The organism is Streptomyces stoeckheimensis (genome assembly GCF_045822005.1).
GTDB lineage: Bacteria > Actinomycetota > Actinomycetes > Streptomycetales > Streptomycetaceae > Streptomyces > Streptomyces stoeckheimensis.
Window position 1 is genome coordinate 3,669,731 of record NZ_CP169550.1, and the last position, 16,872, is coordinate 3,686,602.

The 16,872-nt window shown below is 72.2% G+C and carries 15 protein-coding genes; 6 read left to right on the forward strand and 9 right to left on the reverse strand.

Going from position 1 to position 16,872, the window contains the following annotated elements:
* The first annotated feature begins 42 nt into the window (after positions 1 to 42).
* The 3 genes from ACE1OC_RS16335 (at position 43) to ACE1OC_RS16345 (ending at position 2,270) form a co-directional block, all read left to right on the forward strand.
* Complete coding sequence (locus ACE1OC_RS16335) at positions 43 to 699, forward strand: class F sortase (RefSeq protein ID WP_407837643.1); 657 nt, start codon at positions 43 to 45, stop codon at positions 697 to 699.
* Positions 700 to 723: 24 nt separating this feature from the next.
* Entirely contained in the window at positions 724 to 1,077 is a 354-nt protein-coding gene (locus tag ACE1OC_RS16340; RefSeq protein WP_407837644.1) for a hypothetical protein, read from the forward strand.
* 140 nt (positions 1,078 to 1,217) lie between these two features.
* A complete protein-coding gene (locus ACE1OC_RS16345; protein ID WP_407837645.1) occupies positions 1,218 to 2,270 on the forward strand; it encodes a C40 family peptidase in 1,053 nt (350 codons plus the stop codon).
* 22 nt (positions 2,271 to 2,292) lie between these two features.
* On the opposite strand, the gene ACE1OC_RS16350 is transcribed toward ACE1OC_RS16345, so the two are convergent.
* Both ACE1OC_RS16350 and ACE1OC_RS16355 read right to left on the reverse strand, forming a co-directional pair.
* A complete protein-coding gene (locus ACE1OC_RS16350) occupies positions 2,293 to 2,988 on the reverse strand; it encodes a LuxR C-terminal-related transcriptional regulator (RefSeq protein WP_243333471.1) in 696 nt (231 codons plus the stop codon).
* The gene (locus ACE1OC_RS16355) at positions 2,985 to 4,280 is read right to left on the reverse strand and encodes a PspC domain-containing protein (protein WP_407837646.1); all 1,296 of its coding nucleotides are present in this window, start codon (positions 4,278 to 4,280) and stop codon (positions 2,985 to 2,987) included. The genes ACE1OC_RS16350 and ACE1OC_RS16355 overlap by 4 nt, the downstream gene beginning before the upstream one ends.
* A gap of 131 nt (positions 4,281 to 4,411) precedes the next feature.
* On the opposite strand from ACE1OC_RS16355, the gene ACE1OC_RS16360 reads away from it, so the two are divergent.
* Both ACE1OC_RS16360 and ACE1OC_RS16365 read left to right on the forward strand, forming a co-directional pair.
* Positions 4,412 to 5,818 (forward strand): PspC domain-containing protein, encoded by a 1,407-nt coding sequence (locus ACE1OC_RS16360; protein WP_407837647.1) that lies wholly within the window; start codon positions 4,412 to 4,414, stop codon positions 5,816 to 5,818.
* Positions 5,805 to 6,029 (forward strand): hypothetical protein, encoded by a 225-nt coding sequence (locus tag ACE1OC_RS16365; protein ID WP_266905352.1) that lies wholly within the window; start codon positions 5,805 to 5,807, stop codon positions 6,027 to 6,029. Before ACE1OC_RS16360 ends, ACE1OC_RS16365 begins: the two co-directional genes overlap by 14 nt.
* On the opposite strand, the gene ACE1OC_RS16370 is transcribed toward ACE1OC_RS16365, so the two are convergent.
* From ACE1OC_RS16370 to guaA, 4 genes are all read right to left on the reverse strand, one after another.
* On the reverse strand, positions 5,975 to 6,505 hold the full coding sequence (locus tag ACE1OC_RS16370; protein ID WP_407837648.1) for a DoxX family protein: 531 nt from the start codon (positions 6,503 to 6,505) through the stop codon (positions 5,975 to 5,977). The genes ACE1OC_RS16365 and ACE1OC_RS16370 overlap by 55 nt on opposite strands.
* An 18-nt stretch (positions 6,506 to 6,523) precedes the next feature.
* Positions 6,524 to 7,780, reverse strand: a complete 1,257-nt coding sequence (locus tag ACE1OC_RS16375; protein WP_407837649.1) for a hypothetical protein — start codon at positions 7,778 to 7,780, stop codon at positions 6,524 to 6,526.
* Positions 7,781 to 7,882: 102 nt separating this feature from the next.
* Complete coding sequence (locus ACE1OC_RS16380) at positions 7,883 to 8,689, reverse strand: class II aldolase/adducin family protein (protein ID WP_407837650.1); 807 nt, start codon at positions 8,687 to 8,689, stop codon at positions 7,883 to 7,885.
* A gap of 143 nt (positions 8,690 to 8,832) precedes the next feature.
* Positions 8,833 to 10,419 (reverse strand): glutamine-hydrolyzing GMP synthase, encoded by a 1,587-nt coding sequence (guaA, locus tag ACE1OC_RS16385; protein WP_250744099.1) that lies wholly within the window; start codon positions 10,417 to 10,419, stop codon positions 8,833 to 8,835.
* 297 nt (positions 10,420 to 10,716) lie between these two features.
* Here guaA and ACE1OC_RS16390 point away from each other — a divergent pair, with 297 nt between their 5' ends.
* Positions 10,717 to 10,974 (forward strand): chorismate mutase, encoded by a 258-nt coding sequence (locus tag ACE1OC_RS16390; RefSeq protein ID WP_407837651.1) that lies wholly within the window; start codon positions 10,717 to 10,719, stop codon positions 10,972 to 10,974.
* Between the two features lie 352 nt (positions 10,975 to 11,326).
* On the opposite strand, the gene ACE1OC_RS16395 is transcribed toward ACE1OC_RS16390, so the two are convergent.
* From ACE1OC_RS16395 to ACE1OC_RS16405, 3 genes are all read right to left on the reverse strand, one after another.
* Positions 11,327 to 12,982 carry a peptidase gene (locus ACE1OC_RS16395; protein WP_407837652.1) on the reverse strand — a complete coding sequence of 552 codons (1,656 nt, stop codon included), beginning with the start codon at positions 12,980 to 12,982 and terminating at the stop codon, positions 11,327 to 11,329.
* A 169-nt stretch (positions 12,983 to 13,151) separates the two neighbouring features.
* Entirely contained in the window at positions 13,152 to 14,933 is a 1,782-nt protein-coding gene (locus ACE1OC_RS16400) for a GMC oxidoreductase (protein ID WP_407837653.1), read from the reverse strand.
* Positions 14,934 to 15,136: 203 nt separating this feature from the next.
* The gene (locus ACE1OC_RS16405; protein ID WP_407837654.1) at positions 15,137 to 16,765 is read right to left on the reverse strand and encodes a succinic semialdehyde dehydrogenase; all 1,629 of its coding nucleotides are present in this window, start codon (positions 16,763 to 16,765) and stop codon (positions 15,137 to 15,139) included.
* Positions 16,766 to 16,872 lie beyond the last annotated feature (107 nt).

Here is a 16,872-nt window from a genome sequence, read left to right on the forward strand (position 1 = left end):
CCCGGCCCCGGAACCCCCGGCACCACGGAAGGAGCGCGCATCATGCCCCGCCCCCAGGAACGTACGAAGCCCCGCGGCGGCTGGGGCGTCGTCGCCGTGGTCGCCCTCAGCGGCACGTTCCTCCTCTCCAACGGGCTCGACCTGAACGGCGGTCCGCCGCAGCCCGCGCAGGCCGCCTCCCTGGTCAGCGACCCTGCCCACGACGCGGCCGCCCGCCGCCTCCCGCCGGCCCCGCAGCCACTGAAGCCCTCCCCGCCGACCCGGATCCGGATTCCCGCCGTACAGGTCGACGCCCCGGTCACCCGGGTCGGACTCGACGCCGAGGGCTGGGTGGACGCCCCGCCGCCGGAGAACCGGAACCTGGCCGGCTGGTACGGGGGTTCCCCCGCCCCGGGCACCCGGGGCACGACGGTGATCGACGGTCACGTGGACAACGAGCGGGGTCCGGCCGTCTTCTACGCGCTCGGCTCGCTCAAACAGGGCCAACACGTCGAGGTGGACCGACAGGACGGCCATACCGCCGTGTTCACCGTGTACGGCATCGAGGTCGTCGGCAAGAACGGCTTTCCGGCGGCGCGGGTCTACGGCCCCAAGGGCGCCCCGGAGCTCCGCGTGATCACCTGCGGCGGCGGCTTCTCCAAGAAGGGGGGCTACGACGGCAACGTGGTCGTCTTCGCCCGCCTGACGGAAATCCGCTGATGGCCACCGCCTAGGCTCGTCGCCATGAACGTACTCATCAACGTCTTCCTCGGCCTGCACATCATCGGGATCGCCTCGCTCCTCGGTGGGTTCCTGACCCAGATGAAGGCGATGAGCGCCGGCACCGCCCGGTTCGTGCCCGCGATGTTGCACGGTGCGTTGACCATGCTCGTCACCGGCGTCCTGCTCGTCGGTTTCCGCGAAATGGACGGCGGGACCGTCAACAACATCAAGATCGGCGTGAAGCTCGCGATCCTCTTCGTGATCCTGGCGATCGTGTACGTCAAGCGCGACGAGGAGCGGGTGGAGAAGGCACTGTTCGGCGCGGTCGGCGGACTGACGATGGTCAATATCTTCATCGCCGTTCTCTGGCGCTGACACCGAAAGGCCATCGGGCGCCACCCTCCCGCCCAGGTCCGATCACGTGCGGACACTTTCGACCATCTCGTCATCTGCCCGTTACCTTCGGGTCTAGCGTCCTCCCCCAAGCACCGACGGAGGAAGGACGTGAGGCCCTCGTGGCCAGTCATCGAAAGCCCAGGCAGCGCCCGCTCACCAGCGGCACGGCACGGAGCACCGTACGCACCACCGCCGCCACCCTCGCCCTCGCGGGCGCTGCCACCGCCACCGCCTTCGAAGGCACCTCCCACGCCGATCCGCAGCTGACGCCCTCGCAGGTCAAGGCGGAGATGGACCGGCTCTACGAGGAGGCCGAGGCGGCGACGGACCAGTACAACGGGGCGAAGGAGAAGGCCGACGAGGCGCAGCGCGCGCTCGACGGGCTGCGGGACGAGACCGCCCGCAAGACCGACCAGCTCAACACGGCCCGCAGCACGCTCGGTTCGCTGGCCGCGACGCAGTACCGCAGCGGCACGCTGGGCGCCGCCGTCCAGCTGGCGATGTCCGACGATCCGCAGGAGTACCTGGACCGGGCCGCCCTCATCACCCGCGCCGGGAACCGCAACGCGGCGGAGATCTCGGCCGTGCGGCGGGGGCTCGACGAGGTCGGGAAGCTCAAGGACCAGGCCGCCGGACGCCTCGCCGACCTGCGGGCCCGGCAGGGCGAGCTCGCGGGCCACAAGGCCGCGATCGAGGAGAAGCTGACCGCCGCGCAGCGGCTGCTGGCCAAGCTGACGGCCGAGGAGCGGGCGGCCTACGAGGCCCGCTCGGCAGGCCCCGCCCCGGCCGGCCCCGCGACCCAGGCTCCGCCGCCCTCCGACGGCTCGCGCGCGGCCCGCGCGGTGGCGTTCGCGTACGGGGCGATCGGCAAGCCGTACGTGTGGGGCGCGACGGGCCCCGGCTCGTTCGACTGCTCCGGTCTGACCCAGGCGGCCTGGCGCGCGGCCGGGGTCGCGCTGCCGCGGACCACCTACACCCAGATCAACGCGGGCCGGCGGGTCTCCCGCGACGCGCTGGCCCCCGGTGACCTGGTGTTCTTCTACTCCGGCGTCACGCACGTCGGCATGTACGTGGGCAACGGCCAGATGATCCACGCTCCGCGCCCCGGCTCCACGGTCCGCGTCGCGCCGGTGGACTCGATGCCCTGGGCCGGAGCCTCGCGGCCCGCCTGAGCGGGGCCTGGACCGCTGAGGCTCAGATCAGCCGGCGGGCCGTCGCCCAGCGGGTCAGCTCGTGGCGGTTGGAGAGCTGGAGCTTGCGCAGCACCGCCGAGACGTGGGATTCCACCGTCTTGACCGAGATGAACAGCTGCTTGGCGATCTCCTTGTACGCGTACCCGCGCGCGATCAGCCGCAGCACCTCGCGCTCGCGCTGGGTGAGGCGGTCCAGGTCCTCGTCGACCGGCGGGGCGTCGGTCGAGGCGAAGGCGTCGAGTACGAAGCCCGCCAGCCGCGGCGAGAACACCGCGTCCCCGTCCTGGACGCGGAAGACCGAGTCGACCAGGTCGGTGCCGGTGATCGTCTTGGTGACGTAGCCGCGGGCGCCGCCCCGGATGACCCCGATGACGTCCTCGGCGGCGTCCGACACCGACAGGGCGAGGAACCGGACCGGGTCCTCGACGGCGCCCATCAGCGGGGCGCAGCGGCGCAGTACCTCGACGCCGCCGCCACCGGGCAGGTGCACGTCGAGGAGCACCACCTCGGGGCGGGTGGCGGTGATGACGGTGACGGCCTGGTCCACGTCGGCGGCCTCGCCGACGACCTCGACCCCGGTCCGCTCGGTCTCGCCGATCTCGGCCTGCACCCCGGTGCGGAACATCCGGTGGTCGTCGACGAGCACCACCCGGACCCTCCTGGTCACGCCGCCGGTGCTCGCGCTGTCCTCGGTCATGCTGCCTTCGCCGCCCTCTCCATCTCCAGCTCGACTTCCGTGCCGCCGTCCGGCGCGGACCGCAATCGCGCGGTCCCGCCGTTGCGCTGCATCCGGCCGATGATCGATTCTCGTACGCCCATGCGGTCGTCCGGTACCGCGTCCATGTCGAAGCCGGGTCCGCGGTCCCGTACGGACACGAACACCGTCTGGCCCTCCACCTCGGCGTACACCTGGACGGGGCCGCCGTCGCCACCGTACTTGGCGGCATTGACCATCGCCTCGCGCGCGGCCTGCATCTGTGCGGCCAGCTTCTCGTCGAGGGGGCAGTCGCCGACGACGACCACCTCGATCTGGACCCCGTGGTGGTCCTCCACCTCTGCGGCGGTCTTCTTCACGGCCTCGGCCAGCGTCGTCGGCTCCTCGCCCTCGTCCTTGCCGGTGCCCTCGGGCTTGTACAGCCAGTTGCGCAGTTCCCGCTCCTGGGCCCGGGCGAGGCGGCGCACCTCACCGACGTCCTCGGCGTTGCGCTGGATCAGGGTGAGGGTGTGCAGCACGGAGTCGTGGACGTGGGCGGCCACCTCGGCGCGCTCCTGGGCGCGGATGCGCATCAGGCGTTCCTCGGAGAGGTCCTGGGTCATGCGGATCAGCCAGGGTCCCGCCAGGAGGGCGACGCCGACGAGGACGGCGAGGGTGGCGGTCAGTACGTTGCCGAGCTGGGCGGCGGAGCCGCGGACCACGATGAAGACGGTCAGGCCCACGCCGACCAGGGCGACGCCGGCGAGCGCGCGGGCCGCCTGCAGCAGCCGGGCGTGCCGGCCGGCGGCGGCGTTCCAGTGGGCGCGGCGGGCGTTGTCGGCCTGGCGCCAGACGAGGACCACGCCGGCTCCGACGAGCAGGGTCGGCCACACGTACCGTCCGGAGCTGCCGCCGACCTGGACCTGGGAGATGAAGATGCCCGCGCCGACGCACAGCGCGATCAGCGCGATGATCTGGCCCCGCTCGGGCTTGCGCAGCCGCCGGGTGCCGTCGGGGAGGGTGTCGAAGTAGGAGCGGTGGCCGCTGCGGCCGCCGACGCCGAGCGGTACGAAGACCCAGAACGCGGCATAGAGCAGCACGCCGAGGCCGTCGCCCCACATGAACAGGCCGAGGAAGGCGAGCCGGACCCAGACGACGGGCAGGCCCAGGTGCCCGGCGAGTCCGCGCGCGACTCCGCCGAGCATCCGGCCGTCGGCGCTGCGGTAGAGCTTGCGCTGCGGCGTCTCGTCGGAATCCGGTGCGTACGGCGGGCGGGGGGCGGCTGCTACGGGCATGTCACCGATGGTCACACGCGCGCGGCGCCCGTGACATCAGGGCAGCCCCCCAGTTCTCTCGGGGGGATATCAGGGTTGCGCCAGGGTAGATCCGGATGCCCGCGGCGACGGCGGACCGTCACCATGTAGGCATGACCGAAGTACACGATTCCCCGCCGCCGGACGCAGGAGCCGGCTCGAGCGCGGCCGGCCCGGGCGCCGGCTCCGCTTCGCCGCTCGTCGAGCGGTCTCCGCTGCGCCGCGGCAAGCGCGACAAGGTGCTCGCGGGCGTGTGCAGCGGCCTGGGCCGGTACTTCGATCTCGACCCGGTGATATTCCGGATCGTCCTCGGCGTCCTGGCCGTCACCGGCGGCGTCGGTCTGATCTTCTACGGCTTCGCGTGGCTGCTGCTGCCCCAGGAGGGCGAGGAGGACAGCGAGGCGAAGAAGCTGCTGACCGGCCGGATCGAGGGCTCGACGCTGGCGGCGGTGTTCGCCGCACTGGTGGGCTGCGCCCTGTTCCTGTCGATGCTGGACAACGGCGGGCTGGCAGTCTTCTCCGTCCTGGCCGTGCTGGCGCTGGGCGGCGCGGCGTACTGGTCGCAGCGCCGGCGGAGCGGGTCCGGCGGGCGCATCCAGCCGAGCGAGGAGGAGCAGGCCGCCGCGGGCGCGGAGTTCGTGTACCCGGCGGCGACCCGCACCGGGCACCGCACCGTGCACAGTCCGGCGCCGCCGGAGACCCAGGCGCCGCCGGTGCCCGGCGGCCCGTCCTGGTGGCGGGATCCGCTGGTCAAGGACGGCACCACGGGGCCGGTCGGCTCGACGGGCTACCTGTGGGGTCCCGAGGACTCGGTGCCCGTCGGCCCCGGCGGCGATCCGGCCGCGCCCGCGGCACCGGAGGGCGCGCAGCAGGTCCGCAAGGAGCCGCGGGGCGGCATCGGCGGCCGGGTGTTCGTGCTGGCCCTGCTCGCCTGGGCCGTCGCCACCGCCTCGGTCTGGGAGGGCAGCACCCTGAGCCATGCCCTGCAGGTCGGCTTCGCCTCCGCCCTCGCCGTGTTCGGCCTCGGGCTCGCGGTGAGCTCGGTCAAGGGCCGCACCGGCTTCGGCACCGTCCTGCTCTCGGTGATCACCGCCGTGCTGCTGGCCGGGGCGGTGGCCCTGCCCAAGGAGATCGGCACCGCGTGGAAGGACGTCGTCTGGCGGCCGGCCGCGGTGGCCGACGTGGCGCCGTCCTACGAGGCGGGCACCGGGCTCGCCACCTTGGACCTCAGCCGCCTGGACGTGCCCAAGGGCGCGACCGTGCCCGTCCGCGCCTCCATCGACGCCGGCCGGCTGCGGGTGATCCTCCCGAGGGAGGTCACCGCGGAGACGGAGGCGGCCATCGAGCTGGGCGACATCCAGATGCCCGGCGATACGGGCGAACACATACGCATCCAGAGCCGTGACGAGGTGCGGCGGGTGACCCTGCAGCCCTCCCCCGGCACCGAGGCCGGCGGCACGATCGAGTTGCACCTGAGCGCGGGTGTGGGACAGGTGGAGGTGGCCCGTGCGGCGTCATGAGTTCCAGCCGGGACGGCTGATCGCGGGACTGGTCCTGATGGCGGCCGGGGTGCTCTATCTCCTCGGCGCGGCGGGCGAGGCGGATCCGCCCTGGTTCTTCGTCCTCATGATGACCGCGGGCGGTCTCGCGTTCGCCGCCGTCGCCGGGCTGGTGACCTACGCCGTGCGCCGTGACCGGCGGGAGCGGATCAGCGAGTCCAGCGAGAGGTAGGGCGCCCCGGCGAGGACCAGCGGGGTCCAGGCCATCAGGTAGATCAGGTCGTTGCCGTAGTAGTAGGGGGTCACCGCCCAGGACACGGTGAGCCACAGGCTGAGCGAGATCAGGGCTCCGCCCACGGCCGCGATCCGGGTCAGCAGTCCGGCCAGCACCCCCAGGCCGACCAGGAGTTCCCCGATGGCCAGGGCCACGGCGAAGCCGACGGGCGCCTTCAGGGCCAGGTCCACCATGGCCGGGATCGCCGAGGTGTCGCGCACCCCGTTCATCAGCTCGCCGATGGAGCCGCTGCCGGTGGCGGAGAGGAAGGCGGAGTCGGTCAGCTTGTCCAGGCCTGCGTAGACGAAGGTCACGCCGAGGAAGATCCGCAGGGGCAGGAGCGCGTGGCGGGCGGCCGACTCGCGCAGGGCGCGGGGGCCGCTCGGTCCGGTGGGAGCGTCAGGGGCGCCGGAGGGGACGTCAGTTCGGGTCACGCGCTATGTGTACCCGCTTCACTCCGCCACGTCGATGGTGCACCGGTTGGATTCCACCCCCGCGGCAGTGACGACCTGGATCTCGATCCGCCCCGGCTCCACTTCCGCCGGGACCGGCACGGTCAGCACGGCGTCGGACGGGTTGGTGAAGCCGCCCGCCACCGGGACCAGCGGTACGTGCACATGGACCGCGCCCACTCGGACCACCAGCCGGGCCAGCATCTCCGGCGTCTGCGCCCCCGGCGGGACGAAGCCCACTCCGCGGATCTCGATGTCGTCCCCGGGGCGGATCGCCGCGTCCAGATCCCCGGGCTCGCGTCTGCGCACCACCGACAGGACCAGCGGGCGGCTTCCCTCGGCGTACTTCGCCGCCAGGTACACGGCCGCCGACAGCGCCACCAACAGCGCGAGCGCCCACGGCAGTGCCGGCAGCCGGTCCGGGAACCGGGCCAGCGAAACCCCCGCGAAGACCAGCGCCGCCGTGGAGACCAGCACGTACTGGGCGTCCGGGAAGGAGCCCCGGCCCGCGTCGTCCGTCAGCAGGTCCACCCCGGACGGTCGGTCCGCCGGCAGCTTCTGCAACCGCTGCCCCATGATCCGTACGGAGACCACCCGGCGAACCAGCACCGCGACCCCCGAGGTCAGCCCGAGGACCGCCAGCAGCGGCAGCGCCCGGTCGAGGGCGAGACCCTCGTACAGCGCCTGGCGCTCGGGTCCCGGCGAGGAGGCAGCCAGCCGCAGCGCGGGCAGCAGCGTCGCGAAGGCGGTGAGCACCAGCCAGGCGCTCGGTACCGCCTTCGAGGTGGACAGCCGGTTGTCCTCACCGACCAGCGGGGCCAGCAGGCCGCCCCGGAGCGTCTGTGCGCGGGCCGCCACCGTCAGCAGGGCGGCCAGCACGAGTGCGGCCAGCAGCCCGGCGGTGCGCGCCGTGGACCAGCCGGTGCCGAGCGCGGTGCCGACCTGGACCAGGAGCAGCACCCCCGCGGCGATCCACACGGCGAGGACGGCCCGCCGGGAGAACAGGTAGAGCCAGGAACTGCCCGCCTCCCGGCCCCGGTCGGCGACCGTCCGGGCCGACAGGGTCAGCTCGTCGGAGACCCACTGGCGGGAGGCTCCCAGGGAGTGGGCCACGGCGGCTGGAACCCCCTGCCCGGAGGCGAACTCGTCGCGCTTCGCCAAAAACGCCGCGACCGCCCGGCGGTGCCCCTCTCGTGTGCAGTCCTCGCAGGCACAGGCCGCGGTATGGGTGCTTCTGGACATCTCTTGGACAGCCACGAACGTGCCGCCTCTCTGAACTACGGTGCAATGCCAGCGAATTGTGCACCACTGCGGCAGTGTTCCGGATTGCGCACGATGTCAGAGCAGGTGATTAACCGTTCATGATGTTGACGGACCCGCTCCGACGGTCTCCAGTAGCGGCTGGCAGTTGGCCCAGGCGGCCAGATCCGACCCGAACCGTTCCCGGGTCGCGAGCGCACCGTGGTGGCTGATGAGCACGGCCTTCCCGGCCGCCCGCGCGATCAGCTGCACCTGCGCGGCCCGCTCCGCCGCGATGAACCACCACGCGGCGGCCTCCACCGAGTCGCCGACCGTCAGCAGCCCGAGGTTGCGCAGCACCAGCGCCTTGTAGGGGCCGAGCGCACCCGCGATCCGCTCGGCGTCCCCGGTGCCCGCCCCGCCGCCCAAAAACTCGTCGAGCAGCGCGTGGTCCTCGTAGAAGGCGCAGGCCTCCTGGGTGACGGGGGCGAGCAGTTCGCCGAGCGCGGCGAGCGCCCGGCCGTACGGGGCCTGCGTGCGGACGACGGCCACCACGGCCGGCCGGGCCCGGTGGACGGCCGCGTGCACGGCGAAGGCCAGCTGGTTGACCCTGCGTTCCCCCTGGCGGACCCGCCCCTCCCCGTCGACCAGCAGCAGGTCGTCGGGGCCGATCGCGCCGAAGGCCCGGCCGAAGGGGTTCACCCAGTAACAGTCCTCGAACTCCGGGTCCCGGGCGCTGACGTGCCCGCCCACCCCGTCCTCGTACCCGAGCCTGCCCAGCAGCCGCAGCACCGCGGCGAGCCGCTCCTTGCGGTGCGCGCGCGCCTCCCCGGGGGTGGCGAACACCGGCGGCATCTCGAAGCCCAGCCGCTCCACGGGCACGGGCGCGGGTGCGTGTGCGGATGCGGGTGCGAGTCGCTCGGTCATGGCCCCTCCTTCAAGGTCGCGGCGCAAAGTACCTGCGACCGGCCGAAGAGGCCATACACGCGGCGAGGCCGCCGCTCCCCGTACGGGAGCGGCGGCCTCGTCACGTCTTTCTCACACCGCGACCAGCGGGGCGAGCGGGAGGGCTACTCCCACTCGATGGTGCCCGGGGGCTTGCTCGTGCAGTCCAGGACGACGCGGTTGACGTCCGGCACCTCGTTGGTGATGCGGGTGGAGATCCGCGCGAGCACCTCGTACGGCATGCGCGTCCAGTCCGCGGTCATCGCGTCCTCGGAGGAGACGGGGCGCAGCACGATCGGGTGGCCGTACGTACGGCCGTCACCCTGGACGCCGACGCTGCGGACATCGGCCAGCAGGACGACCGGGCACTGCCAGATCTCGCGGTCCAGGCCGGCCGCCGTGAGCTCGTGGCGGGCGATGGCGTCGGCCTCGCGGAGCAGGTCCAGACGCTCCTTGGTGACCTCGCCGACGATGCGGATGCCGAGGCCGGGGCCGGGGAACGGCTGGCGCTGGACGATCTCGGCGGGCAGGCCGAGCTCCTGGCCGACCATCCGGACCTCGTCCTTGAACAGCTGGCGCAGCGGCTCGACGAGCTCGAACTCGATGTCCTCGGGGAGCCCGCCCACGTTGTGGTGGGACTTGATGTTGGCGGTGCCGGTGCCGCCGCCGGACTCGACGACGTCCGGGTACAGGGTGCCCTGGACCAGGAAGGCCACCGCCGGGCCGTCCTCCTGGAGGATCTCCAGCTGGGCCTGCTCGAAGACGCGGATGAACTCGCGGCCGATGATCTTGCGCTTGGTCTCCGGGTCGGAGACGCCGGCCAGCGCGTTCAGGAAGCGCTCCTGTGCGTCGACGACCTTCAGCTGCACGCCGGTGGCGGCGACGAAGTCCTTCTCGACCTGCTCGGTCTCGCCCTTGCGCATCAGACCGTGGTCCACGTACACGCAGGTGAGCTGCGAGCCGATGGCCTTCTGGACGAGGGCCGCGGCGACCGCGGAGTCCACGCCGCCGGACAGGCCGCAGATGGCGCGCTTGTCGCCGACCTGCTCGCGGATGAGGGCGACCTGCTCCTCGACGATGTTGCCGGGGGTCCAGGTGGGCTGCAGGCCCGCGCCGCGGTAGAGGAAGTGCTCCAGGATCTGCTGGCCGTGCGTGGAGTGCATCACCTCGGGGTGGTACTGCACGCCGTAGAGCTTCTTCTCGTCGTTCTCGAAGGCCGCGACCGGGACGACGTCGGTCGACGCGGTGACGGTGAAGCCCTCGGGAGCGGCGGAGCAGGCGTCGCCGTGGGACATCCACACCGACTGGTTCTCGGGGGTGCCCTCGAAGAGGGTGGATCCGGCCTTGGAGACGGCCAGCGGGGTGCGGCCGTACTCGCGCGAGCCGGTGTTGTCGACGGTGCCGCCGAGGGTGACCGCCATGAGCTGGAAGCCGTAGCACATGCCGAAGACGGGGACGCCGGCCTCGAAGATCGCACCGTCGAGCTGGGGGGCGCCCTCCTCGTACACGGAGGACGGGCCGCCGGACAGGATGATCGCCTTCGGGTTCTTGGCGAGCATCTCGGCCACGGGCATCGTGCTGGGCACGACCTCGGAGTAGACCCGTGCCTCGCGGACGCGGCGGGCGATCAGCTGCGCGTACTGGGCGCCGAAGTCGACGACGAGAACCGTGTCCGGGGCGCTGTCGTGGGTGGCGAAGGTGGCTTCTGGCACGGGGCAGGCCTTCCGGCGGAAGAGGGGGTTGTTTTGTCGATTCTAACGGGGGACGGATACCCCTCTTCGTCTCACCGTCCGAACCGGCTTGGCACGGAGCGGGACAGAGGGCCATAATCCCTCCATGCGCAAGCAGCTGAGCTTCCTCTTTACCTATGGCACCGGCCGGTCCGGTCGCCATGGGTCATCGTGATGCTCGCTTGAGCCACTGACTTCCCAGAGCGCCCCGGTCCGACAGGACCGGGGCGCTCTGGCGTTTCCCGCTCCGGTCGGACCCCCACCCGACAGGAGAACCCCATGTCCGTCACCACCCCCGAGCAGCTCATCACCGACTCCCGCGAGCGGATCGACGCCATCGACGACCGGATCATCGGCCTGATCCAGGAACGGATGGCCGTCTCGACCGTCATCCAGGAGGCCCGGATCGGCTCGGGCGGGCGCCGGGTGCACCTGTCGCGGGAGATGGAGGTCCTCAGCCACTGGAGCGACGCCCTCGGCAAGCCCGGCACCACGCTCGCGATGACCTTGCTGGAGCTGTGCCGCGGCCGGGTCTGAGGCCCGCGGAGGGGCCCGCGGAGGGGCCCGTGGAGGGGCCCGTGGAGGGGCCCGCAACTGCGCCCGCGTCGCTGTTCGTCACCCGTCCGGACCGTGACCGCCCCCACGGCCCTTCGTTGATGCGGATGACCGTGCCAGCCAGGTGCGGGACCGCAGCACCACGCGTGGCTCAGCTGGAGCGATGAGACGCACCCCCTGCCGGGCGTGCGTCGTGGGACCTCGCTCCTTCATGTGACCGGACGGCAGGGGACAGCAGCCCGGTCACCACACAAAGGACGGCCGGCCCGGGGGACGCCCCGGACCGGCCGTTCTTCTGCTGTTCTGCTGTTCTGCTGTTCTGCCGTTCTCCCGCTCACGCCCGGCCGGTGACCCGCCGGCGGAAGGCCAGGAAGACCGCGCCACCGGCGGCGACGAGCGCCACGCCGGCGATCAGCACCGGCCCGGTCGCGGCGCCGGTCGTGGCGAGGCCGCCGTTCGGCGTCTTGCCGTTGCCCGTACCGGCACCCGGGCTCGGAGAGGCGCTCGCACCCGGCGTGGCCGCCGGGGACGTGGGCGCCGTCGGCGTCGGGCTCGCGGTGGTCGGGGCCGGGGTCGGCGTGGGGACGGGGTCCTTGCCGTTGAGCACGAGGGCGGCCGTGTTGTTGTCGTGGTTCGGGTCCCAGCGCGGCTGCGTGGTGCCGCCGGGAGCCCAGCCGCCGACCGAGACGGAGCCGGTGGCGGCCGCCACGACCTTCTCGATCTTCAGCTCGAACGGGTACGAGAACTTCTCCTTCTCGCCGACGACGTGCGACGTCGAGCAGAAGTAGCGCGGGGCGCCCAGCTGCTCCTCGCGCTGCTCGCCCTGCGCGGTCGCGGCCCGGCAGTCCGCCGGCACCTTGGTGACCTTGGCTCCGGCCGGGATCACGATGTCCGTCATGGCCACGTCCTCGCCGGAGCGGAGGTAGGCGATCCACGCCGGGCCGCTGTTCCGGAAGCCGAGGTCGGCCTTGACCGTCTCGCCCGCCTTGCCCTTGAGGGAGGCCCCGGCCGCGACCAGGTCGGCGGTGTTCTTCGTCTCGAAGTCGAACTCGTGCTGGTTGTTCCACGGGTCCAGGTCCGCCGAGCGGAGCGCGCCCTTGGCCGCGCGCTTGCGGGCCTCCAGCTTCTTGCCCGTGCTCGGCTTGACCAGCTTCCGCCCGGACTTCGGCTCCTCGCCGGCCTCGTGCACCCCGTAGATCAGGCCGTCGATGAAGGCGTGCGGGGCGGCCTTCAGGGTCAGCGGACCGGCGATCTCGTAGAACTCACCGGGCTGGACGACGTTGTCGAAGGTGCAGACCGTCGTGCTCCAGCCCGTGTTCCAGGGCTGCCCCTCGGTGTTGTCCTGGCTGTAGGCGCAGTTGTCGTACTGCTCGACCAGGTCCATGCCGTGGGTGGTCTTCAGTTCCAGCGCCACGCCCTTGGCGGACTCGGTGCCCGTGTTGCCGAAGACGATCGGCAGCGGCTGCGTCTCGCCCGGGGTCAGCTTGGCCTTGAGCTCGGACTTCTCCATCACCAGGTCGGGGCCGCCGATCCTGACCTTCGTGGTGGCGGGCTTGAAGGTGGCGCCCTCCGCCGACCCGGTCATCGTCAGGTCGACGACCGCACCGGTCCTGCTGCCCTTGGCCGCGGTGAGGTCCAGGCCGACCACACTGCTTCCGTGCCAGATCCCCCAGTCCTCGCAGGTGACGGTCGTCGCGGCGAGGGTGCAGCCGTAGTCCTGCTCCTTGTCGAGCGCCACGTCGACGACGCCCTTGAGCGCGCTCAGGTCGATCGTGTAGGTGATCCGGTTGTTGAAGGGCGCCCCGGCCTCGTTCTCCACGCGGAAGTCGACCCTGGTCTTCTGCGGCTTGCCGGTGTCCCCGGGGTGCGGGAACAGGCCGATCTCCGCCGGGCTGGTGAGCATGAATACCGGGCCCGCGGCGTTCGCGGGGGCGGCCAGACCGATGGCCGCCAGGCCGGCTGCCGCCAGCAGGGAGATGCGCTTTCTCATGCCGGTCCTGACACGCGAGGGCCCTCCCTGGTTGTACCGCTCACCCTGTGACGGACGCCACACCTCCGTCGCCGGATTTCTCTACAACCATCCGGGGCGAACAGATGTCTTGCATGTAGTTCGGCGGGTACCGCACTCGGAGGGGGATTGCGGTACCCGCCGAAGTCGTCTATTCGGTGGGCGCCGCCGAGCGCGGCGGAACCTCCGGTACCGCCAGGAACGGCAGGCGCAGCGCCCCGAAGGCCTCCTTCGGCACCGCCGGGCGGACCGGTTCCACGGCCGTCAGGCGGGTGTAGGCCGCCCCCTGCTCCGGGCGCGGGTCGCGCTCGCCGTTGTTCGGCCAGTAGGACATCGCCCGTTCCGCCTGCGCGGTGATCGTCAGCGACGGGTTGACCCCGAGGTTCGCGGAGACCGCCGAACCGTCCACCACCGAGATGCCCGGGTGCCCGTAGAGCCGGTGGTACGGGTCGACCACGCCCTCCTCGGGCGAGGCGCCGATCGGGCAGCCGCCGAGGAAGTGCGCCGTCAGCGGGGTGCCCATCAGCTCGCCGACGTTGCTGCCCGGGAATCCGTTGATCTCCTCGGCCAGCAGCGTCGCCGCCCGCGTGGCCTCGGCGATCTGTACGGGGTTGGGCGCTCCGTGGCCCTGCCGGGCCGTGAGCAGGCCCTTCCCTATGCCGCCGGGCTTGCGGTAGGTGGTCAGGGAGTTGTCCAGGGACTGCATGACCAGGCCGATGATGGTCCGCTCCGACCAGCGCCGGTTGGAGAGGGACCGCAGCAGTTGCACCGGGTGCCGGGCGGTGCGCCCGAACCAGGCGCGGACCCGGTGGGGTGAGTACGGCACCTGGAGGATCGTCATGAAGCCCATCGCGTTGGAGCCCTTGCCGTAGCGCACCGGCTCGATGTGCGTGTCGGCGTTGGGGTGCACCGAGGAGGTGATGGCCACGCCCCGCGTGAAGTCGGCCCGCTTGTCCTTGCCGTGCCGCTTGCGATAGCGCCGGTCGTCCGTCTGAGCCCCTACGAGGCCTTCGGAGTTGGTCCGGGTCAGATCGCCGAGCCGGTCCGAGAGGCGGGGCAGCTCGCCGAGGTCCTTCATCGTGTGCAGGAGGGTCTGGGTGCCGTACGTGCCCGCCGCGACGACCACGTGGCGGGCGCGCAGCACCTTCGGCTTGCCCCGGCGCCGGCCGTCGGTGGGGACGGTGCGGACGCGGTAGCCGCCGTCGGGGTGCTCGGAGAGGGCGGTGACCGTGGTCATGGGGTGGATGACGGCGCCGGCCCGCTCCGCGAGGTGCAGGTAGTTCTCGTTCAGGGTGTTCTTCGCGCCGTGCCGGCAGCCGGTCATGCACTCCCCGCACTCGGTGCAGGCCTTGCGGGCGGGCCCGGCGCCGCCGAAGTACGGGTCGGCGACCTCCTCACCGGGGCGGACCTTGCCCTGTCCCTCGGCATCCTCACCGTCCCCGAAGAAAACGCCGACCGGGGCCATGTGGAAGGAGTCCGCGACGCCCATCTTGGCGGCGGCCGCCTTGAGGTGGACGTCGGAGGGGGTCGTCGTCGGGTTGAGCCGGACCCCCAGCATCCGCTTGGCCTGGTCGTAGTAGGGGGCGAGCTCGTCGTGCCAGTCCGTGATGGACGCCCACTGCCGGTCCTCGAAGAAGGCGGTGGGGGGCACGTAGAGGGTGTTGGCGTAGTTGAGGGAACCGCCGCCGACCCCGGCGCCCGCGAGGACCATCACGTTGCCGAGGAGGTGGATGCGCTGGATCCCGTACAGGCCGAGGGCCGGGGCCCACAGGTAGTTGCGCAGGTCCCAGCTGTTCTTCGGCAGGCTCTCGCGGGTGAACCGGCGTCCTGCTTCCAGGACGCCGACCCGGTACCCCTTCTCGGAGAGCCGCAGCGCCGAGACCGACCCTCCGAAACCCGATCCGATGACGATGACGTCGTAGTCGTACGACACTGCGGTGCCTCCCAAACGGAACGGACGGGCGGAACGGACTAGGGCGTCTCTTTCGGATCTTGTCGGCCGAGCCCGCGGCGTCTGGTGCCGTGCCTGGCCGTGCTGTCGGGGCACGCGCGTACTGGACGTACTCGGTTGCCCTGGCAGTGCGGCCAGGCACGGTGCCAGGCGTCGCGGGCCCGGCAAGATCCGAAAGAGACGGCCTAGCGGAGTCGGAACGCCTTCATGACCTGGAGGCTGCGGGTCATGAACGCCGCGTACTTCTCGTCGTCCATCCCGAACGAGGGCGCCATCGGCAGCAGCCGCTGGTGGGCGACGGTCTGGGCCTCGGTGTACTTGAGGATGCCCTCGGAGCCGTGGCGGCGGCCGAGGCCGGATTCCTTCATGCCGCCCATGGGCGCCTGGGCGGAGCCGTAGGCCGGGGCGTAGCCCTCGTTGATGTTGACGGTGCCGGTGCGCAGGCGGGCCGAGACGGCGTGGCCGCGGCGGGCGTCCTTCGTCCACACGCTGGAGTTCAGGCCGTAGGAGGTGCCGTTGGCCTCTTCGATGACCTGGTCCTCGTCGGTGAAGCGGTAGATGGAGACGACCGGGCCGAAGGTCTCCTCCCCGCACACCGCCATGGCGGCCTCGACGCCGTCGAGGATGGTCGGCTCGTAGAAGAGCGGGCCGATGTCGGGGCGGGCGACGCCGCCGGTGACGAGGGTGGCGCCCTTGGCCACGGCGTCGTCCACGTGCCGCTGTACGGCGGCCAGCTGGCGTTCGCCGGCCAGGGAGCCCATGTCGGCGCCGTAGGCGAGGGAGGAGCCGAGGCGCATGGCCTTGGTCCGGGCGGCGAACCGGGCGACGAACTCGTCGGCGATCGAGGCGTGCACGTACAGCCGCTCGATGGAGATGCAGAGCTGGCCCGCGGAGGAGAAGCAGGCGCGGACGGCGCCGGCGGCGGCCTTCTCCACGTCGGCGTCGCGCAGGACGAGCATGGCGTTCTTGCCGCCGAGCTCGAGGGAGGCGCCGACCAGGCGGGCGGCCGCGCCCTGGGCGACCTCGCGGCCGGTACGCGTGGAGCCGGTGAACGAAACGTAGTCGGCGTGCCGGACCACCTCGGGGCCGACGACCGGGCCCTCGCCGAGGACGATCTGGAACACCTCGGCCGGCAGGCCCGCCTCGATCATCAGGTCGCGGGCCCACAGGGCGGTGAGCGCGGTCTCCGTGTCGGGCTTCATCACGACGGCGTTGCCCGCGACGAAGGCGGGCAGGGCGTCGCCGATGGAGAGCTCGAGGGGGTAGTTCCAGGGGGCGATCTGGCCGATGACCCCGCGCGGCTGGCGCAGCTCGGTGACCTTGGTGAGGGTGGGCATGGCGCCCGTGTGGCCCTTGGGGCGCAGGTACGAGGGCGCCTTGCGGCCGTAGTGCCGGGCCGCGATGGAGACGGCCTGGACCTCCTCGTGGGCGTGCAGGCGGGCCTTGCCGGTCTCCAGCTGAATCAGGTCGAGCACCTCGGCCTGCCGGGAGAGGACCAGATCGTGGAAGCGCAGCAGTACGGCGGCCCGCGCGCGGACGGGCACGGCGGCCCAGGCGGGCTGCGCGGCGCGGGCGGCGGCGAAGGCCTCGGCCACGTCCTCGGGGGTGGCTTCGGGGAGCTCCGCGAGCCGGTCCCCGGTGAAGGGGCTGTGGTTGGCGGTGCGGCCGGAGCCGGCCACTCCGCGGGTCAGCCGGGCGACCAGTTCGGGGGTCACCACGTCGGCGGCGCTCCGGGCGCCGGCCGGGGCGGGGGCGACCGGGTTGGTGGGCTGCGGGGCGCTGCGGAGGGGGGCCGGGGCCTGCGTGTCCGTCATGGCCGTGAGCGTATTGCGCCGGGGGGTGCTTTGGGTACCCGCCGGTAACCGGATTTTGCCATTTCTGCCAGTGATCGCTGGCAGGATGGCGAAATCCGGCACCCGGC

What these genes read in the sequence shown, in the direction of transcription:
- ACE1OC_RS16380 (WP_407837650.1), bottom strand. Translation starts at nt 8,689, where the DNA reads ATGACCGAGCGACTCGCACCCGCATCCGCACACGCACCCGCGCCCGTG.
- ACE1OC_RS16350 (WP_243333471.1), bottom strand. Translation starts at nt 2,988, where the DNA reads ATGACCGAGGACAGCGCGAGCACCGGCGGCGTGACCAGGAGGGTCCGG.
- ACE1OC_RS16360 (WP_407837647.1), top strand. Translation starts at nt 4,412, where the DNA reads ATGACCGAAGTACACGATTCCCCGCCGCCGGACGCAGGAGCCGGCTCG.
- ACE1OC_RS16340 (WP_407837644.1), top strand. Translation starts at nt 724, where the DNA reads ATGAACGTACTCATCAACGTCTTCCTCGGCCTGCACATCATCGGGATC.
- ACE1OC_RS16395 (WP_407837652.1), bottom strand. Translation starts at nt 12,982, where the DNA reads ATGAGAAAGCGCATCTCCCTGCTGGCGGCAGCCGGCCTGGCGGCCATC.
- ACE1OC_RS16405 (WP_407837654.1), bottom strand. Translation starts at nt 16,765, where the DNA reads ATGACGGACACGCAGGCCCCGGCCCCCCTCCGCAGCGCCCCGCAGCCC.
- ACE1OC_RS16335 (WP_407837643.1), top strand. Translation starts at nt 43, where the DNA reads ATGCCCCGCCCCCAGGAACGTACGAAGCCCCGCGGCGGCTGGGGCGTC.
- ACE1OC_RS16355 (WP_407837646.1), bottom strand. Translation starts at nt 4,280, where the DNA reads ATGCCCGTAGCAGCCGCCCCCCGCCCGCCGTACGCACCGGATTCCGAC.
- ACE1OC_RS16390 (WP_407837651.1), top strand. Translation starts at nt 10,717, where the DNA reads ATGTCCGTCACCACCCCCGAGCAGCTCATCACCGACTCCCGCGAGCGG.